Origin of the sequence: Streptomyces sp. NBC_01217, assembly GCF_035994185.1 — a bacterium.
Taxonomy (GTDB): domain Bacteria; phylum Actinomycetota; class Actinomycetes; order Streptomycetales; family Streptomycetaceae; genus Streptomyces.
The window spans coordinates 2,693,578-2,716,041 of the sequence record NZ_CP108538.1 but is presented as its reverse complement, the minus strand read 5'-3'; the positions used below and the strand labels follow the sequence as shown (position 1 = coordinate 2,716,041).

Here is a 22,464-nt window from a genome sequence, read left to right as displayed (position 1 = left end):
CCCGGCCCCACCCCCCGGTCCTCTACAGCCACCCCTGCTGCCGCGCCGCCCGGACCGCTTCCATCCGGTTGCGGGTGCCCGTCTTGCCGATCGCCGACGACAGATAGTTCCGTACCGTCGACTCCGACAGATGCAGCTTCGCCGCGATGTCGGCGACCGTCGCCCCGTCCACCGAGGCGTTCAACGCGTCCCGCTCCCGCGCGGTCAGCGGACTCGGTCCGGCGCTGAGCGCGGCGGCGGCCAGCGCCGGGTCGATGACCGTCTCACCGCCCAGCACCCGGCGGATCGCGGCGGCGAGCTCCTCGACCGGGCCGTCCTTGACCAGGAACCCCGCGGCCCCCGCCTCCATCGCCCGGCGCAGATAGCCGGGGCGGCCGAACGTGGTGAGGATCAGCACCCGGCAGTCCGGCACCTCCTCGCGCAGATCGGCGGCGGCGTCCAGCCCGCTGCGGCCCGGCAGTTCGATGTCCAGGAGCGCCACATCGGGGCGCGACAGCAACGCCGCAGCCACGATCTCGTCCCCGGCGCCCACCTGGGCCACGACCTCGATGTCCGGCTCCAGCCCCAGCAACAGGGCGAGCGCGCCGCGCATCATGCCCTGGTCCTCGGCGAGCAGCACCCGCACGGACTTGGCCGGACGGTGATCCTGCGGCATCTCGTTCACGGGCCCAGCGTATGGCCGGAGGCACTATCGGCAGCCGTATCCTCGCCCGCCGGATCCGGGCCGTCCACCGGGAGCTGTGCGGTGAGCACGAAGCCTCGCTCCGGGCCCGGGCCCGCCCGCAGTGAGCCGCCCGCCGCGGCGAGGCGCTCGGTGAGGCCGGTCAGTCCGGTGCCGCCGATGCCGGGCGTGGCCGGTGCGCCGGAGCCCCGGCCGTTGTCCGTGACCGTCAGCCGGACCCGTTCGGTGGTGCCGTCGACCACGAACGAGCAGGTGGTGGCGTGGGAGTGGCGTACGACATTGGTGACGGCCTCCCGCACCACCCAGCCCAGCAGCGCCTCCGTCTGCGGGGCGAGCGGCGGTCCGGAGCGACGGAGCACGGGTTCGATACCGGCGGCGGTCAGCGCGGATCCGGCCCGGTCCAGTTCGGTGGCCAGGCTCCCCTCGCGGTAGCCGGTGACGGCCTCGCGGATCTCGGTGAGGGCCTGGCGGCCGATGGACTCGATGTCCGCGACCTGGGCGAGCGCCGCATCCATGTCGCGCGGCGCGAGGCGGCGTGCGGCCTCCGACTTGACCACGATCACGGACAGCGTGTGGCCCAGCAGATCGTGCAGATCGCGGGAGAACCGCAGCCGCTCCTTCTCGACGGCGCTACGGGCCAGCTCCTGCCGGGTGGCGCGCAGTTCCGTCACGGTCTCCGCGAGGGTGAGGATCGCGGCGGTCACCGCGCCCGAGATGAAGGTCCCGTACCCGATCGTCCACGGAGCCGAGCCGCCGTCCCCGCGCCACACCGCGATGAGGCAGGCGACCACGGCCAGGGAGAACAGGCCGATGACCAGCCGGCGGCGGCGCAGGATGGTGCCGCAGGCCAGCGCGAGCAGCGGGAAGAACAGCAGCCAGCTTCCGCCGTAGCCGATCGCGAGGCCGAAAGTCACGGCGGCCATCGCCGCGAGCAGCCAGTAGGACACCGGGCTCTCGTGCTTCCTCCTGTCGAAGCCGCGGAACACCACCGAGATGTAGAGGGAGTTGAAGGTGAGCAGCCCGAGACCGCCGAGCCAGGGGTTGGGGGCCTCGCCCTGGAAGAGGTTGGAGAAGGCGCCCATGCCCATCAGCAGCCAGGGCAGCAGGGTGTACGGCCCGGGCGGGCCGGGGCGCCGGTTCTCGCGCCGCCGTGCGCGCCGCTCCCGCCATGTGCACGCCCGCGTATCCGTCGACGTACCCATTGCCGACGTACCCGTCCGGTTTCTGGACATGTTCGTTCCTGTCACGCGGTCCTCTCGTGTCACGCGGTCCTCGCCGACCGACGGTACGAGATCACGGCGTACGTACCGAACAGCAGGAGCCACGCACCGAGCACGGCGATCGTGCCGGTGCCGGGCGCGTGACCCCCGGTGGTCGCCCAGCCCAGGTCGGCGAACCGGTTGGCGGGGGTGAACCTGCCGATGTGACGCAGCCACTCGGGGAGCAGCTCCAGCGGGAACCACAGCCCGCCGACGATCGCGAAGCCCGTCAGACAGGCCACGTTGACGACGCCGGTGCCCTGCGGGGTGAGCCGGTAGCCGTTGCCGAGGCCGAGCAGGGTGAACGGCAGGGCGCCGATCCACAGCAGCAGCGCCAGCACGGCCCACTGCCAGGCGGCCAGTCGTACCCCGTTGACCAGTGCGCCGGCCAGCAGCACCGTCAGGATCGTCGGCAGGACGGTCACCGAACCGCTGATCGCCCGGCCCACGACCGCCTGCGCGGGGGCGAGCGGGGTGACCCGCAGCTGCTGGAGCCAGCCAAGTGTCCTGTCGGAGGCGACGCCCGTACCGATCGCCATGGCGGAGCCCAGCGCTCCGTACGCGGCCATGCCGACCATCGAGACAGTTTTCCAGCCGTCGACGCCCTCGCCGCCGCCGATGTTGGTGAAGAGCAGGTACATCATCACCGGCATCCCGGTCCCGAAGATCAGGAAGAAGCCGTCACGCAGGGTCCGGCGCACTTCGAGCACGATGTAGCGGAGCATCACACGGCCTCCCTCTCGGAAGCGGAAGCGGGCGCGGACGCGGACGCGGTGAGAGCGAGGAACGCGTCCTCCAACGTGGCCCGGCAGACCTGGAGATCACGGATCGCGCCGAGGCGGGCCAGCTCCACCACGGTGGCGTCCGAGTCCGCCGTGTGCAGCAGCGCCCGGTTCCCGGACACCTCGGCGGTCACGACGCCGGGCAGCAGCTCCAGGCCCTCGGCCGGCCGCCCCGCCAGGTCGAAGGAGACCAGACTGCTGCCCGCCGCGCCCCTGATCGTGTCGCCGCTGCCGTCCGCGACGACCCGGCCCCGGTCGATGACGACGATCCGGTCGGCGTTCTCGTCGGCCTCCTCCAGATGATGGGTGGAGAAGAGGACCGTGTTGCCGCGCCGTGCGTAGGCCCGCATCGAGTCCCAGAACGTCCGGCGCGCCTCCACGTCCAGGGCGGCGGTCGGCTCGTCCAGGACGATCAGCTCCGGGTTGCCGGCCAGCGCGACGGCGAAGCGGACGCGCTGGGTCTGGCCGCCGGAGAGCTTGTCGACGCGCCGGTTCGCGTACGCGGAGACTCCCGCCAGCGAGAGCGCCTCGGCCACCGGCATCGGCCGCGGGTACGTCGAGGCGACGAAGGTGATCAGTTCGCGGACGGTGACCCGCTGGACGGGCCGCCCGTCCTGGAGCATGGCGCCGACCAGACCGGCCCGTACCGCCTGGCCGGCGGTCCGGCCCAGGACCCGCACACTGCCGGATTCCGGCTCGTCCAGGCCCAGCAGAAGGCCGATGGTGGTGGACTTGCCCGCACCGTTGCGGCCGAGCAGGGCGACGGTCTCGCCGCGGCCGATGGACAGATCGATCCCGTCCACGGCCCGTACGGTCCGCCCCGCCCGGCCGAATGTCCTGATCACCCCGGTGAGAACCACCGCGGCTCCGCTCCCCGTTGTCTGCTTCATGACCACGACGTTACGGAGGGCGCCCGGGGCCCCGGCAGAGGTGTGTGTACGGACTTCGCGATGACATATGTCATGGTGCCGGCCGACCGGAGGAGCCATGTCTGACGCAGCGTCAGCATCGGTCTTCACAACTGCTGGGCGCTGCGTTATACATGGGAGTCATCGGCTAGAACGCGTTCTAGAACAGGCGTGGCTGCCGGTCCCGCACGACCTCGGTGCGGCCGACGGTGCGGACGGCCGCACCGAGGTCTTCCCACCATCAAGGAGCAGCTTCCCCATGCCCATTGATGCCGAAAAGGCTGTCGCCGCCGAGCCCCGGACCGCCGAGATCTCCTGGGGTCACAAGGACGTTCAGCTCTACCACCTGGGAATCGGCGCGGGCGTCCCCGCCACCGACCCCGGCGAACTGCGCTACACCCTGGAGTCCCGGCTCCATGTCCTGCCCTCCTTCGCCACCGTCGCGGGAGCGGGAGCGGGAGCGGGAGCGGGAGCGGGCACGGTCGTCGGCGGCGCACTCTCCTCGCGCGGCGTCGACATCGACCTCGCCGCCGTCCTGCACGGCGGGCAGAGCGTACGGGTGCACCGGCCGATCCCCGTGAAGGGCAGCGCCGTACAGACCTCGAAGGTCGCCGCGGTGTACGACAAGGGCAAGGCGGCCGTCCTCGTCCTGCGTACCGAGGCCGCCGACGGCGAGGGACCGCTGTGGACCAACGACGCCCAGATCTTCGTCCGGGGCGAGGGCGGCTTCGGCGGCGAACGCGGCCCGTCCGAACGGATCGCGTACCCCGCCGTCGCCCCCGGCCACGAGGTGGAGCGCCCGATCCGCCCCGACCAGGCGCTGCTGTACCGCCTTTCCGGGGACTGGAACCCGCTCCACGCCGACCCCGATTTCGCCGCGAAGGCAGGCTTCGACCGGCCGATCCTGCACGGTCTGTGCACCTACGGCATGACGCTCAAGGCCGTCACCGACACGGTGCTCGGCGGCGATGTGACCCGTATCCGCTCCTACCGCACCCGTTTCGTCGGGGTCGTCTTCCCCGGCGAGACCCTCCGCATCCGGATGTGGACCGGGAAGGACCACGTCCGGGTCGAGGCACGGGCCGTCGAGCGGGACGGTGCCCCGGTCCTCGGCGACACCTTCGTCGAACACTCCTGAACCAACTCCAAGAGGTCCACAGGCCGGCGATCCACAGGCCGACGATGCACAGACCAGCGATGCACAGGCCCGTGATCCACAGGCCCACGAGGGGAGCCGCACCATGCGCGCAGCCGTACTGCACGAGACAGGTCAGGACAAACTGGAGGTTTTCGACGACGTCGAGGCGGTGGGCTTCGGCCCCGGCAAGGTCAGGCTCCGCATCCGGGCCACCGGACTGTGCCACTCCGATGTCTCCGCGATGAGTGGCGTGCTACCGCAGCCCGCCCCCTTCATCCCGGGCCACGAGGGCGCGGGCGAGGTCGTCGACGTCGGCGACGGCGTCACCGGGCTGAGCGCGGGGGACCGGGTGCTGGTCTGCTGGCTGCCCGCGTGCGGGGCGTGTCCGTCCTGCAGGCGCGGCCAGACGCAGCTGTGCCTGGCCGGTTTCATGAACGCGGGCACCCCCAACTTCAAGCGCCCCGGCACCGATGTCTTCGGCTTCGCGGGCACCGGCACCTTCACCGAGGAGGTCGTCGTCGGCGCGGGCTGCGCGGTGCCGATCCCCGACGACGTGCCGTTCGAGATCGCCGCGCTGATCGGCTGCGGGGTGACCACGGGGCTGGGCGCGGCCATCAACACCGCACGGGTGGAGGCCGGTTCGTCGGTCGCCGTGATCGGCTGCGGCGGGGTCGGCATCTCCACGATCCAGGGCGCCAGGGTGCAGGGCGCCGCCCAGATCGTGGCCGTGGACCCGGTCGCGTCCCGGCGCGAGGCGGCCCTCCGGTTCGGCGCGACCGAGGCGGTCTCCCCGGACGGACTCACCGACGCCAAACAGCGGATCACCGCGGGCGAGGGCTTCGACTACGTCTTCGAGGTCGTCGGCAACTCGGCCACCGCCCGCACGGCGTACGAGCACACCCGGCGCGGCGGCACCCTCTGCATCGTCGGCGCGGGCGCGATGGACGACAACTTCCAGGTCAACATGTTCGAGCTGTTCTTCGACGAGAAGCGGATCCTGCCCTCCATGTACGGGGGAGGGGACGTGCTCCGCTCGTACGAACGGGCCATCGCGCTCTGGCGGGCCGGCCGGATCGACCTCGCCTCGATGATCACCCACCGGGTGCGGCTCGACGGCATCAACGACGCCCTCGACCAGATGAGGACCGGTGAGTCGCTGCGTACCTGCGTCGAGCTCTGACCGCAGGCCGACCCGCATGCTCCGAGAGGACTCCAGAGGTTTCGATGTCACAACCCCTTCCCCTGAACGGCCTGTCCGTGATCGTCACGGGTGCGGGCCGCGGCCTCGGCCGCGCCGAAGCGCTGGAACTGGCGAGGCTCGGCGCGTCCGTCGTCGTCAACGACTACGGGCAGCCGGGCCGTGACGGCTCCGGTGAGGCGTCCGCGACCCCCGCGGAGGAGGTCGCCGAGGAGATCCGGGCGGCGGGCGGCCGCGCCGTCGCGCACCTCGGCGACGTCTCCGACCACGAGCAGGCCCGCGCCCTGGTGGAGCTGGCCGTCGACACGTACGGAAAGCTGGACGTCCTGGTCAACAACGCGGGCATCCTGCGCGACCGGATGGTCTTCTCGATGACGGAGGACGAGTGGGACTCCGTCATCAGGGTCCACCTCAAGGGCCACTTCAACACCACGCACTTCGCCGCGTCCCACTGGCGCGCCCGCTCCAAGGAGTCCGGCGGCCCGGTCCACGGGCGGATCGTCAACACCTCGTCGGAGGCGTTCCTGGCCGGTTCGGCGGGCCAGCCGAACTACGCGGCGGCCAAGGGCGGCATCGTCGGCCTCACCACCTCCACGGCCCTGGCCCTGGCCAGGTACGGCGTCACCGCCAACGCCATCTGCCCGCGGGCCCGCACCCGGATGACCGAGGACGTCTTCGCGGGCCTCCAGGAACCGGCGGACGGCCGGCTCGACGCGCTCGCCCCCGAGCACGTCTCGCCACTGGTCGGCTATCTGGCCTCCCCGGCGGCCGCCAAGGTCAACGGGCAGCTCTTCGTGGTGCACGGCGGGATGGTCGCGATCGTCGAACGCCCAAGGGTGGCGGCGAAGTTCGACTCCTCGAAGGAGACGTTCTCCTTCGACGAGCTGGACGAGCTGCTCTCCCCGTACTACGAGGACCGCCCGACGGGTGAGACCTTCGCCGCGGCCGAGGTGCTCGGCCTGAAACGGGACTGACCGCAACGGAAAGGGGTGGGCCCCGGCAACCGGTCATCGGCTGCCGGGGCCCACCCGTCCCTCGTCGATCTTCCGTGCGGTCAGGCCGCCCGGCTGCCTCCGCCGTTGTCCCCCTCGCAGGCGCGGCGGTGGCGGCCGTGCGGCTGCGCCGACGCGTCGTCCATCGATACGCCCCCTCGGTGCTTTCCGGAGCCGCCGGCTTCGGCCCGTTCCGCGTCCGCCCCCGGCGGGCGCGTCTGGGTCGTGTCGGTTCGGGCTTCAGACATGTGGGAAGTCACCCCGTTGTGATCGCTTACGTGTGTGTCACCAGGGCCGATCGCGCCACCGCAACACGGCACGGTCACCGTCGGCGACCGTCGGATACGGCTGCGTAGCCCAGGTCCGGATTTTAACCAGGCACCATGCGCCCCATGAGAGGCGCCTGCCCCAGCGGAACCGGCTTGCACATCGGAAGAGGCGCAGCGGCGGCGGACGGTTGCATACCGCTTTCCGCAGCTGCTTCCATACCCGCTTCCATGCCCGCTCCCGTGCCCGTTTCCGCTCCCGCCCACGCCGCCGGTTCCGCGCCGCGTTCCCCGTCCACCGGTGCCTCCAGCAGTGCCACCCCGCACGCCACGTTCTCATTGGCGTACGGAAGTCTGAGCACGCCCTCCCGGGTCCATACCCCGCGACCGGCCTGCCACCCCTCGGGGGCGGCGAGTTGATGCAGCCGGCGCCCCGCCGGGCGCCATACCCCGAGCCAGCTGCCCACCGCCCCGTCGATCCGCAGGGCCACCGCACAGCTCTCCGGCATCAGCATCTGCCCCGGCTGTACGGCGAACGGCGTCACCGCCACATCGGCCGGGCGCAGACACTCCGGGAAACGCACCGGCAGGCAGCTGCCCAGCACCCCCCACCCGAGCCGGTCGTGCCCCGGCGCGTCCGAGCGGATCAGCAGCAGCCCGCTGTCCGCGTCGGCGAGCAGCAGCCGGTCGTTGCTCTCCGGCGCGATCTGCAGCAGCGGCGTCACCTCGCCTCCCCGCTCCAGGTCCACGGCAACGGCCTTGACCGGCCCGCCGCCCGGCATCTCCCGGTCCAGGGCCAGCATCCGCCCCGCCCGGTCCAGCCAGACCCCGCCCGAGCAGCGCCCCTGGACCTCCGCGACCCGTTCGGGACCGAACGCGCCGCCCGCCACCAGCCAGACGGCGGTGGAGTGCGCACCGACCGACAGGGCGTACGCGCTCGCACCGTCCGGCGACGGCGGCAGCAGCGTCAGATCCGCGCATCCGACGGCGCCCAGCGGCAATTCACCGGTGCCGGGGCCGGTCGGATAGAGCAGCGAGAACGCATGCCGGTCCGCGACCCGGCGCCGGATCAGCACCCGCCCGTCGGCCAGCGGCAACACGTCCGAGTCCGGCTCCTCCGGCTGATCGAGGGGGAGCGGCACGGCGTACGGCTCGTGCCCGTCGAGCGTCCAGCGCTCCACGAACCACGCCTGCGCGGCCTCTTCGGACGGCTCCGCGCCGACGTCGCGGAGGGCGAGCCGGGCCGCGTACGAACCGTCCGCGGCGATCGTGAACGCGGGCGGCGCCCCCGGTGTGTCCGGCTCGTCGTTCTCCAGCACCGCGTCTCCGGCATCCCCGGTGTCTCCGGCGCTCGCGGAGTCTGCGGCGGCCCCGGTCGCCCCCGCGGTCTCGTTCTCGATGGCACAGGCAGTCATGGACTGGTCACCTCCGGCAACCGAAGCTAGTTTTCGCACTTCCTGCCGAACAACACGAGACCCGCCACTTCACACATAAGGGTGGTGATGCCCGGATTCGCCTGAGGGGCAGGGGGCGCCTGTGCTTGCCACGGGACGGGTGCATAAGGTTAGGCAGCCCTAAGCAATACCTGTGTGACCCTCGACTGGAGCAAGTGATGTCCCTTCGTCACCGCGGCACTGCCGCAGTCGGCCTGGCAGTGGCTGCCGCCCTTTCCCTCTCGGCCTGCGGGGGCGGCGACGGAGGCTCGGACGCCTCGGCCAAGTCAGGGAACGGCGGTGACAAGAAGGCGGCCGTCGCGACGGGCGGCAAGGACTTCGCCGACGCCGCGAAGAAGACGGCGGAGTACGGCACGGACGCCGAGCCAGGCCAGTTCCCCCGGACCCTCACCCACGCCATGGGCAGGACCGAGCTGAAGTCCGCGCCCAAGCGCGTCGTCGTGCTGGACGTCGGCGAGTTCGACAACGTCGTCTCGCTGGGTGTGAAGCCGGTCGGCTACGCCCCCTCCGAGGGCGACGCGGCCATCCCCTCGTACCTGAAGAAGAACGCGGGCAACCCGAAGAATGTCGGCACGATCAACAACCTCAACCTTGAGGCGATCGCCGGTCTGAAGCCCGACCTGATCCTCGGCAGCCAGCTGCGCGCCGCCGACAAGTACGACGCGCTCTCCAAGATCGCGCCGACCGTGTTCTCCATCCGCCCGGGCTTCACCTGGAAGCAGAACTACCTCCTCAACGCGGCGGCGCTGGACAGGACCGCCAAGGCACAGAGCGAGCTGGACGCGTACGAGGCGAAGGCGAAGAAGCTCGGCGAGGACGTCGGCCCGGACAAGCCGACCATCTCCATGGTCCGCTACATGCCGGACCGGATCCGCCTCTACGCCAAGGCGTCCTTCATCGGCACCATCCTCGGCGACGCGGGTCTGCCCCGGCCGAAGAACCAGCAGATCGAGGACCTCGCCGTGGAGGTCAGCCCGGAGAGGATCGACGAGGCCGACGCCGACTGGATCTTCACCGGCGTCTACGGCGACGTGAAGGCCACCAAGCGCGACACCACCCAGTCCAACCCGCTGTGGAAGAACCTCAAGGCGGTCAAGGACGGCCGGGCCAAGGACGTCTCCGACGAGACCTGGTACCTCGGCCTCGGTGTCACGGCCGCGAACCTGGTCCTCGACGACCTCCGCGCCGACCTCGTGAAGTAACGATTTCTTAGCAGGCTGTGGCCCGTGCGCACGGGTCATCGAAGCCATGGGCGACGGGGCACGCAGGGCAGGTAGCCTTTCCTTGTGCCCCGTCTGTCTGAAGTCCTCGCCGAGCTCGACGCTCTCTGGCCGCCCGAGTGGGCCGAAGACTGGGACGCGGTCGGTACCGTCTGCGGAGATCCCGGCGCACAGGTCGACCGGGTGCTCTTCGCCGTCGACCCCGTCCACGAGATCGTCGACGAGGCGATCGGGCTCGGCGCCCAGCTGATCGTCACCCACCACCCGCTCTATCTGCGGGGTACGACGACGGTCGCGGCCGACACCTTCAAGGGCCGGGTCGTGCACACCCTCATCAAGCACGACATCGCGCTGCACGTCGCCCACACCAACGCCGACACCGCCGACCCGGGCGTCTCCGACGCCCTCGCCGGTGCGCTCGACCTGCGTGTCGACGGCCCCCTCGTGCCGGACCCCTCCGACCCCAAGGGCCATCGCGGCCTCGGCCGGATCTGTGTGCTCGACCACCCCGAGAGCCTGGCCGACCTCGCCGCCCGCGCCGCAGCCCGGCTGCCCGCCACCGCGCAGGGCATCCGGCTCGCGGGCGACCCGTCGGCGACGGTACGCACCGTCGCGGTCAGCGGCGGCTCCGGCGACGGCCTCTTCGACGCGGTGCGCGCCGCCGGTGTCGATGCCTTCCTCACCGCCGACCTGCGCCACCACCCGGCCTCCGAGGCCGTCCAGCGCTCCCCGCTGGGCCTGCTCGACGCCGCCCACTGGGCCACCGAATGGCCCTGGTGCGAACAGGCCGCAGCGCAGCTCGACGCGATTTCCGACCGCCACGGATGGGACCTGCGGGTCCATGTCTCGAAGCAGGTCACCGACCCCTGGACCACCACCACCCACCACTCTTCTGGAGCCCCCAACTGAACGCCGCGCCCGCCGACCAGATCCGACTCCTCGACGTCCAGGCCCTCGACGTACGCCTGTCGCAGCTCGCGCACCGGCGCAAGTCGCTGCCCGAGCACGCCGAGATCGAGTCGCTCACCAGCGACCTCGCGCAACTGCGTGACCTGCTGGTCGCCTCGCAGACCGAGGAGAGCGACACCGCCCGCGAGCAGACCAAGGCGGAGCAGGACGTCGACCAGGTGCGCCAGCGCGCCGCCCGCGACCAGCAGCGCCTCGACTCCGGTGCGGTCACCTCGCCCAAGGACCTGGAGAGCCTCCAGCGCGAGATCGCCTCGCTGGCCAAGCGTCAGGGCGACCTGGAGGACGTCGTCCTCGAAGTGATGGAGCGCCGCGAGTCCGCCCAGGAGCGCGTCACCGAGCTGTCCGACCGGGTCTCCGCCGTCCAGGCCAAGGTCGACGACGCGACCGCCCGCCGTGACGCCGCGACGAAGGAGCTGGACGAGGAGGTCGCGACCGTCACCAAGGAGCGCGGGCTCGTCGCCGGTTCCGTCCCCGCGGACCTGCTGAAGCTGTACGACAAGCTCCGCGTCCAGCAGGGCGGGGTGGGCGCCGCCCGCCTCTACCAGCGCCGTTGCGAGGGCTGCCGCCTGGAACTGAACATCACCGAGGTCAACGATGTGAAGGCGGCCTCCCCGGACACCGTCCTGCGCTGCGAGAACTGCCGTCGCATCCTGGTCCGTACGTCGGAGTCGGGCCTGTAATGACCCAGCCGCGCCAGTTCGTCATCGAGGCCGACGGCGGTTCCCGGGGCAATCCCGGGCCCGCCGGTTACGGTGCGGTCGTCATCGACCCGTTGACGGGGGAGACTCTCGCCGAGGCCGCCGAGTACATCGGCGTCGCGACGAACAACGTCGCCGAGTACAAGGGCCTCATCGCGGGCCTGAAGGCGGCGAAGGCGCTGGTGCCGGACGCCTCGGCGGACGGTGCGCTCCAGGTGCGGGTCCGGATGGACTCCAAGCTGGTCGTGGAACAGATGTCGGGCCGCTGGAAGATCAAGCACCCCGACATGAAGCCGCTCGCGGCACAGGCGGCGCGAATCCTGCCGGCCTCCGCCGTCACGTACGAGTGGATCCCGCGCGAGCAGAACAAGCACGCGGACCGGCTCGCCAACGAGGCGATGGACGCGGGCAAGCGCGGCAAGCAGTGGGAGCCGTCCTCGTCGACGGCCGCGCTCGACACGCCCCGGCTCACGACGACCGCCGACCTGCCGCCCGTCTCGGGCCCGCCCGGCGACGCGGCGGCGGGCGCGGCCAGGGCCCGCGCGGCCCTGGCCTCCCGCCCGGGAGCGGCACCCTCCGCCACCCCCCAGGTGGGCTGGGGCGCTGCGCCCGACCTCGGCGCGCCCGCCACCTTCGTACTGCTGAGGCACGGCGAGACGGCCCTCACCCCCGAGAAGCGGTTCTCGGGCAGCGGCGGCAGCGACCCCGAACTCTCGACGACCGGCCGCGACCAGGCCGAACGCATCGCCCAGTCGCTGGCCGCCCGCGGCACGATCGAGGAGATCGTCAGCTCCCCACTGCGCCGCTGCCGCGAAACGGCGGCCGCGGTGGCGGCCCGGCTCGGCCTGGAGGTCCGGATCGAGGACGGCCTGCGCGAGACGGACTTCGGCGCCTGGGAGGGCCTGACGTTCGCCGAGGTACGCGAGCGCTACGGCCCCGACCTGGACGCCTGGCTGGCCTCCGCGAAGGCCGCCCCCACCGGCGGCGGCGAGAGCTTCGCCGAGGTGGCCCGCCGCGTCGCAACCACCCGCGACCACCTCACCGCCCGCTACACGGGCCGCACGGTCCTCCTGGTCACCCACGTGACACCGATCAAAACCCTGGTCCGCCTGGCACTGGGCGCCCCGCCGGAAGCCCTGTTCCGCATGGAACTCTCGGCGGCCTCGGTGTCCGCGGTGGCGTACTACGCGGACGGGAACGCATCAGTCAGGCTGCTGAACGACACGTCACACCTGAGGTAGCGACACGAAAGCCCCCGCGAGGCGCGAGGCTGCCGCTTCCGGGCCCCCGGCCCCGGTTCCGGGGGAGGGGCGGGTAGGGGGAAATCAGCCGCGCAGCGCCGCCGCCTCGCTCGCCAGCCGTTCCACCCGCGCCCAGTCCCGCGCCGCCACCGCATCCGCCGGGACCATCCAACTGCCGCCCACGCAGCCGACGTTGGGCAGCGCCAGATAGGACGGCGCGGAGGCGAGCGCTATACCGCCCGTCGGGCAGAACCGGGCCTGTGGCAGCGGCGAGGAGAGCGCCTTCAGATACGCCGTGCCGCCCGCCGCCTCGGCCGGGAAGAACTTCATCTCGGTCACCCCGCGCTCCAGCAGCGCGACCACCTCGGACGTCGTCGAGACACCCGGCAGGAACGGCACCCCCGACGCCTTCATCGCGTCCAGCAGCGTCTGTGTCCAGCCGGGGCTGACCAGGAAGCGGGCCCCCGCGGCAACGGTCTCGGAGACGTTGCGTACGGAGATCACCGTGCCGGCCCCGACCACCGCGCCCGGCACCTCGGCCGAGATCGCCCTGATCGTGTCCAGCGCGGCGGCGGTGCGCAGCGTCACCTCGATGGCCGGGAGCCCGCCCGCGACCAGCGCCCGGGCGAGCGGCACCGCGTCGGCGGCGTCCTCCAGGACGACAACGGGGACGACGGGGGCAAGGTCCAGCACGGAGGAGGTCATGCGCTCATCTTGCCGCGCCCACGGCATAATACGCAACGAACGTTGCGCATGTTGCAACGCGGTGAGCCCCCGCTCAGTGGATCTCGGTCACCACGACATCGAGCGACCACGTCCGCCCGGCCCGCGCGGGGGCCTCGGCCTCCACCACGTACCCCAGCTCCCGCAAGGTCTTCACCAGCTCCGCGGGCCCCTTCGGCCGGGCACCGGCCACCAGCAGATCGCGGACCATCCGACCCTTCGTCGCCTTGTTGAAGTGGCTGACCACGGACCGCTTCTCGACCCCGTCCACCATCTGGGAGTGCAGCACCCGCACGCTCGCCGTGCGCTCCGCCATCGCCCCCTTCGGCTTCCAGGCCGCCGTGTACGCCGAGGACCGCAGGTCCAGCACGAGGCCGTCCCCGGCCGCCTCCGGCATGACCTGCGCCATCGGGTCGCGCCAGTACGCCCCGAGCGCACCCAGCCCCGGCAGCTTCACACCCATCGAGCAGCGGTACGAAGGAATCCGGTCGCCCACCCGCACGGCGCCCCACAGCCCGGAGAAGACCAGCAACGACCTTCCGGCCCGCCGCCTGGCCGCCGTGTCCAGGGAGGCCAGGCCCAGGGCGTCGTACAGCACCCCCGTGTAGATCTCCCCGGCCGGACGCGTCCCCGCCGTCCGCAGCTCCACGTTCTTCGCGATCTCGCCGCGCAGCCCCTCGCTCAGCCCTAGCACCGCACGGGCCTTCTCCTCGTCCGCCGCACACAGCTCGACCAGCTCGTCGAGGACCGCCGCCCGCGCCGCGGCCAGCCCCGGCAGCGACAGCGACTCCGGCTTCAGGGGTGCTCCGCGCCCCGACGCGGCCTTTCCTTCGGAGGGCGGCAACAGCACGAGCACGGCGGTTCTCCTTCGTACGTAGGCACAGGTAAACGGGGCGCGGAGGCCCGCGAACCAGCGTACGGGGACACCACTGCCGCACTCGCCGCCGCCCGGGATGCCGCCGGGACCACCCCGCCATACGCTCGGTCCATGCCCCGCCGCCATCTCCATATGACCGGGCCGGCCGAGACCCCGCTGAGGGCGGCCCTGTGCAAACTGCGCACCGAGCTCGAACTGCCCGACGGCTTCCCGCCCGACGTCCTCGCCGAGGCGGCACAGGCGGCGAGGGCCCCGGCGGTGCCGGCTCACGAGGACGCGACGGACCTGCCGTTCTTCACCATCGACCCGCCCACATCGACCGACCTCGACCAGGCCATGCACCTCGAACGCCGCCGCCACGGCTACCGCGTGCACTACGCCATCGCCGATGTCGCCGCCTTCGTACGCCCCGGCGGCGCGCTCGACACCGAGGCCCACCGCCGGGTGACGACCCTCTACTTCCCCGACGGCAGGGTGCCGCTCCACCCCACCCCGCTCGCCGAGGGCGCCGCCAGCCTCCTGCCCGGACAGACCCGCCCCGCCCTGCTCTGGCAGATCGACCTGGACGCCGAGGGCGGCGCCGTAGCCACCCATGTACGCCGAGCCCTCATCCGGAGCCGGGCCAAACTCGACTACGCAGGCGTCCAGCGTCAGATCGACACCGGCACCGCCGAAGAGCCCCTGGCCCTGCTCCGGAACATCGGACGGCTCCGCGAGGAACAGGAGGTCGCCCGCGGCGGCATCTCCCTCAACGTGCCCGAGCAGGAGATCATCGAACGCGACGGCACCTACGGCCTGGAATACCGCGCCCCGCTGCCCGCCGACGGCTGGAACGCCCAGATCTCCCTCCTGACCGGTACGGCCGCCGCCCACCTCATGGCCCAGACCGGCACCGGCATCCTGCGCACCCTGCCGGTCGCCCCCGACGGCGCCGTGGCCCGACTCCGGCGCTCGGCCGAGGCGCTGCACATCGACTGGCCGCACCATGTCCCGTACGCCCAGGTCGTGCGCTCCCTCGATCCGAGGAGGACCGACCACGCCGCGTTCCTCCAGGAGTGCACCACCCTGCTGCGCGGCGCCGGCTACAGCGTCTTCGAGCACGGCGAACTCCCCACCCCCGCCGTCCACGCCGCCGTCGCCGACCTCTACACGCACTGCACCGCCCCGCTGCGCCGCCTCGTCGACCGGTACGCGTCCGAGCTCTGCCTCGCCGCCGTCGCGGAACAGAACCCGCCCGAGTGGGTCCTCGCCGCGCTGCCCGGCCTGCCCAAGGAGATGGCGGACGGAACCAGGCGCGCCAACACGGTGGAGCGCGAGTGCGTCGACGTGGTCGAGGCCGCGCTGCTCAAGGACCGGATCGGCGAGATCTTCGACGCGTACGTGGTCGACGTGTTGGAGGAGGAACCCACCACGGGCACCATCCACATCGACAACCCGGCCGTCGTCGCCCGGGTCGAGGGCGGCACGGAGAAGCTCCCCCTGGGCGAGCGGCTGCGGGTCAGACTCGCCCGGGCGGACCCCGGCTCGGCAAAGGTCCTCTTCGCCCCCGCATGACCGTAGCCACGACGGCCTCCACCAGGCGGGTAGCATGGTCGGCACGGCAGACGAGCCGGGCGGACGGCCGCGTGGGGATCCTCGGATCCCCCCGAGGAACGTCCGGGCTCCACAGGGCAGGGTGATGGCTAACGGCCACCCGGGGTGACCCGCGGGACAGTGCCACAGAAAACAGACCGCCGGGGACCTCGGTCCTCGGTAAGGGTGAAACGGTGGTGTAAGAGACCACCAGCGCCTGAGGTGACTCAGGCGGCTAGGTAAACCCCACCCGGAGCAAGGTCAAGAGGGGCCGTCGCAAGACGGCCCTGCGCGAATGATCGAGGGCTGCCCGCCCGAGTTCGCGGGTAGACCGCACGAGGCCGGCAGCAATGCCGGCCCTAGATGGATGGCCGTCTCCCCGGCCGCCGCGAGGCGACCGGGCGACAGAACCCGGCGTACAGCCCGACTCGTCTGCCCGTAAGCCAGAGGTTCTTTCGTGTTCCGGGTGGGCGGCGTGGCTTGCTCACTCTTTGTGACTATTGTTCGCTGATTTCAGGCGCTGTGTGGCGATCCCGTGGAGGTGAATCGGCCGACCTCTGCTCGGGAGTGCTGCAGTTCGTCAGCCATCAAACGCAGATCCAGTCGGCGGGACCGGAGTGTTCTGCGCAAAGTCGATCAGGGCGCTCAGAGCTGCTGGGGCGTAGCGAGTGTCGCGCGCCAGCCACGTCAAGTACCCCCCGCTGCTCCGCAGACCTCGCGCCCGGCCAGCTCCTGAACGGCGATCTGGAATCCGCGGTAACGACTCTGGGCCCGGTGTTCGAGCTGCCACCCGAGAAGCGAGTGGACGGCCTCCTGTCCCGTCTCCAGGGTGTGCGCACACAGCTCACGGTCCCCGCGTTGCACAGGCACCGCGAGGCGACGGAGCTGGGGCGTCAGCTCGAAGGCTTCGGGCGGGACTCCGCCAGGTCCACCCTGCCTGGAACCCCGCGCTACGAAATCAGTACCTAGCGAGCATCCCAAGCAGCGAGCAGGGCGGCCTCCTTCTCTTCGGCCAGGCCGTGATGGGCCGCCCGCTCGTTGTCGACGGCAGTCTCCCCCCGAGGTCAGCCACGACCTGGTGTCAGTGACGGTTTCCGACAGCGGCCGGCACTCAAAGCCTGCCTCCTGAGCGCGCACGCCTGAAACCGCCCACGTCCCCGGGTGCGTCCTCCACAGCGGCAGCTCGGTCCACTGCTTCGCCCCGTGGTCGAGCAAGAAGCCGCCATCAACCCACTCCAAGGCGGCGTCGGAACCGGTGACCTCGATGCAGGCTCTGAGGAAGCGTTCCATCGTCGCGTGATTCTTAGGGGCGGTCAGATTGAATACCTCGGCTTCTCGGGCGGCCACCGTGCGGTCGCACGCGAACGTCGCCACGTCGCGCGCATCCACCGGGGCAATGGGCTGGTCCGGATCGCCGGGAGCCAGGACGCGCCCACCGCGCTCTACGCGCTTCAGCCACCAGGGGAGTCGGCCGACGTACTCCTCGGGCCCCAAGATCACACCTGGGCGCAGGATCGTGAGGAAATCCTCGAGATTCGTCAGGGCTGCTTTCTCGGAATCGGCCTTGTCCAGGCCGTAGGCCACGTTCGCGTCGCTCGGAACATCCGCCATCGGCTCGGCCTCGGACAGGGTCGGAAGATCCTCGGTGAGAGGCAGTAGCGGCCAACCCGCGTACACCGAGACCGTAGATACGTAGACGTACCGGCTCGTCGCCAGGGCGAGCGTCTGCGTCGCGCGGTCCACCACGTCCGCCGAAGCACCTGACGTGTCGATGATCGCATCCCAAGGACCGAGGCCGGCCAGGTGGGAAAGGTCCGCCTGATTCGTCCGGCCACCCTGGAGGGCGCGGACGCCCACGGGGTTCCTGCCGGTCTTGCCGCGGTTGAACACGGTCACGGACCAGCTGCGCCGCAGGGCCTCAGCCGCAACGGCTCGACCGAGGAAGTGGGAACCGCCCATCACCAGAACGGAAGTCGTCATGGGGCACACGCTACGGACTGGCTTCCCGTTCCATCAGGCGAGGAGACTTCCGACGTGACGCTTCATGAGAACGAGATCCCCGTCGACGAGATGCTGGTCCGAGCACTGCTGAAGGCACAGCGCCCGGAGTGGGCTGGCCTACCGTTGTCGTCCGCAGGCGCGGGCACGGACAACACCATGTACCGGCTGGGCCATGACCTGCTCGTGCGACTTCCACGAACCGCCGACAACGGACAGTCCGTGCGGAAGGAACAGGAATGGCCTCCTCGCCTGGCGCTCCACCTTACCTACGCCGAGAGCTTCGAGGCGGTGTGGGCGACGGCGACGCCCGTACGAGAGGAAGGCTGACCGTGGCCCGCACCGAGTTACTACGACGACCCCCATGCGCCCAAGCCGAACAGCATGGTCGTCGCTGCATCCGCCGTCGTCACCGACGGCCACGGACGCATCCTTCTCCAACGCCGGCGAGACAACGACCTATGGGCACTGCCAGCAGGAGGCATGGACCTCACCGACTCCCTGCCCGGCACGGCCGTCCGCGAAGTCAAGGATGGGCTCGACGTCGAGATCAAATGAGTGGAAGCGAGCGGCCTGCGCATTCAATATTCCGATGTCCAGGCTCTTGACGTGTCGATCAAAGAAGCGGATGGGGCGCTGCCCGTTCGGGCAGCCTGCAATTGAATGAGGCGCTTCCGCATGGGCATTCTCGACGTTGTGCCGGACGTCATGGAACGATCTTGCGGTGGCTGGTGTGATCGCGGCGTCGGAGCCGTCATGGATAGCCCCGTTCACTGGGGCTGAGCCTGCGGCAGTTCGGGAAGCTGGTGGCGGTTCTGCGGCGCAAGGGTGCGGAAGCGGTCCGCAGGGGCCGACCGTGGAGCCTGGCGCTGGAAGACCGGGCACTTCTGGTCGCGGCCTACTGGCGAACGAACCTGACCATGCGCCAACTGGCCCCGCCGTTCGGGGTTTCCAAATCCGCGGTGGACCGGATCATCGATCACCTCGGGCCGATGCTCGCCCTCCAGCCCCGCAAGCGGTTCGCGAAGGACACCGTGCTGATCGTGGCCCGCCTCTCGATGCCCGAGCCGCCGGTACCACCGAACAGCACTTCCAAAACAGGACATTGGGGGTAGGGCTGTTCAGTGACATCAAGTTGTTCAGCGATATCAATGCGATTGTGCTGAGGGGAACCGTCGTACACATGACACAGTTGTATACCCGCAGGGCTCCTCAGGACCTCCGCGCTGCTGAGACTCGCGCAGCTGGGAAGCAACATGGTGGCACTGCGAAGAACGGTCATCCCGAGACATGGCACGCCGATGGGGGAATCGTGGCACACATCAGGGTGTCTGTACTGGGTCCGCTGCGCGTGAGCCGCGGCGAGACGGAAGTCAACCTGGGCAGTCCGCAGCAGCAAGCCATGTTCGCCACGTTGCTCATGAGGCCAGGCCGGTCGGCAACGGCGGCGAGCCTCGTTGAGGCGCTGTGGGGCGAGGACGGGCCGGCCTCTGCCATAACCACGCTGCGCACGTACGCCTGGCGGCTGCGCAAGGCGTTGGAGGCGAATGGCACCTTCCCTCGCCTCCTGCAGTCGGTCGGTGACGGCTACCGGCTTGCCTTGCCCGACTACCATCTCGACTACCGCCAGGTGGAAGAGTATGCCCATGCGGCCCAACGGGCTCGCCGCGCAGATGAACCCGCCCGTGCCTACGAAGCGATCGAGTCAGCGCTGTCGCTGTGGCAGGGAGAACCCCTGGCGGCGATGCCCGGGCCGTTTGCTGCCAGCCAGCGCCACCGGTTCAACGAACTGCGGCTGATGCTGATGGAGGAACGTCTCGACCTGGGGCTCGAGCTTGGACTCAGTAGCGGATATGTCGCCGAACTCCACTCGCTGATCGACCAGCATCCCCTGAGAGAACGCCTCTACTACCTGCTGATGCGTGCACAGTCCCTGGCCGGGCGGCGGGCTGAAGCGCTGGCGACCTACCGGGACGCGCGAAAGGTGCTCATCGATGAACTCGGGATCGAAGCCGGACCTGAGTTGGCGGGCCTGCATCAGCGCATATTGAGCGGAGAAGTACTCGCGTCCGAGCGCCGGGTCGAGAGTGCCACGAAGCCGGCACCCTCCGCGGTCACCTCGCCGGGCGCGTCTGACTCCGCCTTGCCCAGGAAAGCGGCCGTCGACGACCCACCTGCCTCTGAGCCGCCCAGGCAACTCCCGCCCCAGCCGAGCGACTTCCTCGGCCGGTCCCATCTGGCGGTGACGCTCGCCTCCGCGCTGACTGTGGAGAAGCGCTCCGCCCTGCCGGTTGTGGTTCTTGTGGGCATAGGGGGTGTCGGCAAATCTGCTCTGGCCCTTCATGTGGCTCACCACATCAGCCACGCGTACCCAGATGGCCAGTTGCACGCGGAACTGCGGTCCGCCGACGGTGGCGCCGTGAATCCCGAGATCGTGCTTGCTGCCTTCCTCACGGCGCTCGGCCTACGGCAGGACCAGATCCCAGAGACATTGCAGGAGCGGAGCACACTGTTCCGGACCGTGGTCGGCCACCGACGCATGCTGATCGTCTTGGACGACGCTCAGCAAGCAGGCCAGGTCACCCCCCTGCTGCCGGGCGAGGCCCGCTGCGGGGTACTCATCACCAGCCGTTTCCGCCTGGGCGGTCTGCCCGCGGCTTTCCAGGCAGAGCTCACCGGGTTCCACCCGTCGGAGGCACTGGACCTGATGGCTCGCACCATCGGCAAGGAACGAGTGGAGGCAGAGCCTGAAGCCACCCTGAAGCTCTTGGAATCATGCGCGTTTCTGCCGCTTGCCGTTCGCATCGCGGCGGCTCGGCTCGCTGCCCGCCCGTCTTGGTCCATCGAGTCGCTCGCCGTCCGGCTGGCCGACGAGCGAAAACGGATCAGCGAACTCAGGGTCGGCGACATGGCCGTCGCCACCGCTTTAGATCTCACATTCCGCCAGCTCACGGAGCCGCAGGCGCGCGGACTGTGTCTGGTGTCCTCCGTCGCCACCCCTGAGCTGTCGTTGTCCTCCGCGGTAGCCGCACTCGGCGTCGACGAAGTGGCGGCCGAGGAACTGCTGGAGTCCCTGGTGGACGCCGCCATGCTGGAGTCACCTTCAGCAGGCAGATACGGCTTCCACAGTCTGTTGCGCTCGTTCGCCCATCACAGGAGGCCGCCAGGCACGGAGCAGACAGCGGTTCGGAGGCTTCTGGATTTCCTGCTGGCCACAACGGTAAACGCGTTCGAGCAGGTCGTCATCGGCGATCCCATACATGATGCTCTGACGCGGAGCCCCGTTGCCGGTATTCGTTTCGCCACTGTGGCCGAGGCCCGTGCTTGGGCCGTGGCCGAGGCGGAGACCGTGCTCTCACTGGCCGCGCAGGTGGCGCGTGGGGTGGAGAGCGGCTCTCTGAGGGGTGCCGAGGACGAAACTCCCGACATCCTGCTTCGCTCGGCCATCGACATGCTCATCGCGTTCAGCGCCTTCCAGGCCGATGTCGGGGCCGCTCCCTGGGCGGAGGTCACCGAACTGCTCACCGCCACTGCGAAACACTGGTCGGACGGGAAGGCGGAGGGGCGTGCCCGCTTCCTGGAGGGCACCACGGCGCTCGCCATGGGCCGGTTCACACGGGTGCGCGAGCAGGCGGCTATCGCCATCCGACTCTGCCGGGCATCGGGTGACGTGGTGATTCTCCGGCAGGTCCTCAACGACCTGGCCTTGGAAATGCACATGAGGGGAAGACTTGAGGACGCTCTCCAGTATTACGAGGAGGCGATTGTCCTCTCCCGGCGTCTGGGGCATCGGGCCGGTGAAATCACCACCATATTGAACAGCGCGCTTCTGTATGTAAACAAGGGTGAGCCCAGTCAGGCAGTGATGATTTGCGAGGAAATCCTGTCCGGAAGTACGGACCTGACTGACTCTGCGACTGCGTACGCCTATCACATTCATGGCCTTGCTCACCACGTGGGCGGCAACCACCGGGATGCTGCCAAATGGTATGAAAAGGCACTGGTGTTGTGCATCGCGTCCCGACTGCGTGGACGAGAGGAACAGGTGCGCTTCCGGCTGGCCGACACACTCAGGGAATTGGGGGAGCTGGACCGTGCGGCGGAGGAAGCCGAACGCAGTGTTGTCCTCTGCGAGCAGTCAGGGAACCGTCGCCACCACAATCTCGCCCTCATGGTGCTCGGCCATGTTCAGTTGGCTCTCGACCAACTGGCCGAGGCCCGGACGAATCTCACCCGAGCTCACAAATCGCTGGCCGCGCTGGGCGTCCCCGAAGCCGAACGGGCCGCGGCGCTGCTCGCCCGAATTGGTATCCCCGTTACAGGTTCCGGCCGGTGACCATCATGGTGGCGTGGCGCTGAGCCATTTCCAACCTGATCGACTGCCGGCCTCGCCGTTTCGGCTGGGTTGAGACGGTGTCGTTGATCACCAACTGTGCGGTGATCAAGGCACTTTTGCTGTCCGGGCATGGTGGAGTCCCGGCACGACG

At 70.2% G+C, this 22,464-nt stretch carries 18 protein-coding genes, 1 other RNA gene and 3 pseudogenes; 13 read left to right on the top strand and 9 right to left on the bottom strand.

Annotated features, from left to right (window positions below; translation table 11 throughout):
• Nucleotides 1-22: 22 nt before the first annotated feature.
• From OG507_RS11805 to OG507_RS11790, 4 genes are read right to left on the bottom strand one after another with little or no spacing between them, the layout of a single operon-like run.
• Nucleotides 23-655, bottom strand: a complete 633-nt coding sequence (locus OG507_RS11805) for a response regulator transcription factor (RefSeq protein WP_327371939.1) — start codon at nt 653-655, stop codon at nt 23-25.
• A 5-nt stretch (nt 656-660) separates the two neighbouring features.
• Nucleotides 661-1,884 (bottom strand): sensor histidine kinase, encoded by a 1,224-nt coding sequence (locus OG507_RS11800; protein WP_327371938.1) that lies wholly within the window; start codon nt 1,882-1,884, stop codon nt 661-663.
• A 59-nt stretch (nt 1,885-1,943) separates the two neighbouring features.
• The gene (locus tag OG507_RS11795) at nt 1,944-2,666 is read right to left on the bottom strand and encodes an ABC transporter permease (protein ID WP_327367141.1); all 723 of its coding nucleotides are present in this window, start codon (nt 2,664-2,666) and stop codon (nt 1,944-1,946) included.
• On the bottom strand, nt 2,666-3,613 hold the full coding sequence (locus OG507_RS11790; protein ID WP_327367140.1) for an ABC transporter ATP-binding protein: 948 nt from the start codon (nt 3,611-3,613) through the stop codon (nt 2,666-2,668). Before OG507_RS11790 ends, OG507_RS11795 begins: the two co-directional genes overlap by 1 nt.
• Nucleotides 3,614-3,890: 277 nt before the next feature.
• Here OG507_RS11790 and OG507_RS11785 point away from each other — a divergent pair, with 277 nt between their 5' ends.
• The 3 genes from OG507_RS11785 (at nt 3,891) to OG507_RS11775 (ending at nt 6,941) form a co-directional block, all read left to right on the top strand.
• Nucleotides 3,891-4,769, top strand: a complete 879-nt coding sequence (locus OG507_RS11785) for a MaoC/PaaZ C-terminal domain-containing protein (RefSeq protein ID WP_327367139.1) — start codon at nt 3,891-3,893, stop codon at nt 4,767-4,769.
• A 103-nt stretch (nt 4,770-4,872) separates the two neighbouring features.
• Complete coding sequence (locus OG507_RS11780; protein ID WP_327367138.1) at nt 4,873-5,949, top strand: Zn-dependent alcohol dehydrogenase; 1,077 nt, start codon at nt 4,873-4,875, stop codon at nt 5,947-5,949.
• Nucleotides 5,950-5,993: 44 nt separating this feature from the next.
• Entirely contained in the window at nt 5,994-6,941 is a 948-nt protein-coding gene (locus OG507_RS11775; protein WP_327367137.1) for a 3-oxoacyl-ACP reductase, read from the top strand.
• Nucleotides 6,942-7,021: 80 nt separating this feature from the next.
• Here OG507_RS11775 and OG507_RS11770 read toward each other — a convergent pair whose 3' ends face one another.
• Together OG507_RS11770 and OG507_RS11765 are read right to left on the bottom strand one after the other, a co-directional pair.
• Nucleotides 7,022-7,207: a hypothetical protein gene (locus OG507_RS11770; RefSeq protein WP_327367136.1), complete on the bottom strand. Its 186-nt coding sequence runs from the start codon at nt 7,205-7,207 to the stop codon at nt 7,022-7,024.
• A 122-nt stretch (nt 7,208-7,329) separates the two neighbouring features.
• Nucleotides 7,330-8,640, bottom strand: a complete 1,311-nt coding sequence (locus OG507_RS11765; RefSeq protein WP_327367135.1) for a hypothetical protein — start codon at nt 8,638-8,640, stop codon at nt 7,330-7,332.
• A gap of 197 nt (nt 8,641-8,837) precedes the next feature.
• On the opposite strand from OG507_RS11765, the gene OG507_RS11760 reads away from it, so the two are divergent.
• The 4 genes from OG507_RS11760 (at nt 8,838) to OG507_RS11745 (ending at nt 12,807) form a co-directional block, all read left to right on the top strand.
• Nucleotides 8,838-9,881, top strand: a complete 1,044-nt coding sequence (locus OG507_RS11760) for an ABC transporter substrate-binding protein (RefSeq protein WP_327367134.1) — start codon at nt 8,838-8,840, stop codon at nt 9,879-9,881.
• Between the two features lie 84 nt (nt 9,882-9,965).
• Nucleotides 9,966-10,808, top strand: coding sequence for a Nif3-like dinuclear metal center hexameric protein (locus tag OG507_RS11755; protein WP_327367133.1), 843 nt, complete (start codon nt 9,966-9,968; stop codon nt 10,806-10,808).
• Complete coding sequence (locus OG507_RS11750; protein WP_327371937.1) at nt 10,805-11,548, top strand: zinc ribbon domain-containing protein; 744 nt, start codon at nt 10,805-10,807, stop codon at nt 11,546-11,548. Before OG507_RS11755 ends, OG507_RS11750 begins: the two co-directional genes overlap by 4 nt.
• On the top strand, nt 11,548-12,807 hold the full coding sequence (locus OG507_RS11745) for a bifunctional RNase H/acid phosphatase (RefSeq protein WP_327367132.1): 1,260 nt from the start codon (nt 11,548-11,550) through the stop codon (nt 12,805-12,807). Before OG507_RS11750 ends, OG507_RS11745 begins: the two co-directional genes overlap by 1 nt.
• 84 nt (nt 12,808-12,891) lie before the next feature.
• Here the strand turns inward: OG507_RS11745 and eda are convergent, their stop codons facing one another.
• Both eda and yaaA read right to left on the bottom strand, forming a co-directional pair.
• Nucleotides 12,892-13,512, bottom strand: a complete 621-nt coding sequence (eda, locus tag OG507_RS11740) for a bifunctional 4-hydroxy-2-oxoglutarate aldolase/2-dehydro-3-deoxy-phosphogluconate aldolase (RefSeq protein WP_327367131.1) — start codon at nt 13,510-13,512, stop codon at nt 12,892-12,894.
• Between the two features lie 73 nt (nt 13,513-13,585).
• Nucleotides 13,586-14,386, bottom strand: a complete 801-nt coding sequence (yaaA, locus tag OG507_RS11735; RefSeq protein ID WP_327367130.1) for a peroxide stress protein YaaA — start codon at nt 14,384-14,386, stop codon at nt 13,586-13,588.
• 132 nt (nt 14,387-14,518) lie between these two features.
• Here yaaA and OG507_RS11730 point away from each other — a divergent pair, with 132 nt between their 5' ends.
• On the top strand, nt 14,519-15,961 hold the full coding sequence (locus tag OG507_RS11730) for an RNB domain-containing ribonuclease (protein WP_327367129.1): 1,443 nt from the start codon (nt 14,519-14,521) through the stop codon (nt 15,959-15,961).
• Between the two features lie 51 nt (nt 15,962-16,012).
• An RNA gene (gene rnpB / locus OG507_RS11725) (RNase P RNA component class A) lies at nt 16,013-16,414 on the top strand.
• Between the two features lie 252 nt (nt 16,415-16,666).
• On the opposite strand, the gene OG507_RS11720 is transcribed toward rnpB, so the two are convergent.
• Complete coding sequence (locus OG507_RS11720) at nt 16,667-17,959, bottom strand: NAD-dependent epimerase/dehydratase family protein (RefSeq protein WP_327367128.1); 1,293 nt, start codon at nt 17,957-17,959, stop codon at nt 16,667-16,669.
• Nucleotides 17,960-18,013: 54 nt separating this feature from the next.
• Here OG507_RS11720 and OG507_RS11715 point away from each other — a divergent pair.
• The 4 genes and pseudogenes from OG507_RS11715 to OG507_RS11700 all read left to right on the top strand — a co-directional run.
• Nucleotides 18,014-18,244: pseudogene (locus OG507_RS11715) on the top strand (phosphotransferase); the annotation flags it as partial.
• A gap of 65 nt (nt 18,245-18,309) precedes the next feature.
• Nucleotides 18,310-18,529 (top strand): annotated as a pseudogene (locus tag OG507_RS11710) (NUDIX domain-containing protein); the annotation flags it as partial.
• Nucleotides 18,530-18,701: 172 nt separating this feature from the next.
• Nucleotides 18,702-19,041: pseudogene (locus OG507_RS11705) on the top strand (helix-turn-helix domain-containing protein); the annotation flags it as partial.
• Nucleotides 19,042-19,289: 248 nt separating this feature from the next.
• Nucleotides 19,290-22,313 carry an AfsR/SARP family transcriptional regulator gene (locus tag OG507_RS11700; protein ID WP_327367127.1) on the top strand — a complete coding sequence of 1,008 codons (3,024 nt, stop codon included), beginning with the start codon at nt 19,290-19,292 and terminating at the stop codon, nt 22,311-22,313.
• Nucleotides 22,314-22,464: the final 151 nt, after the last annotated feature.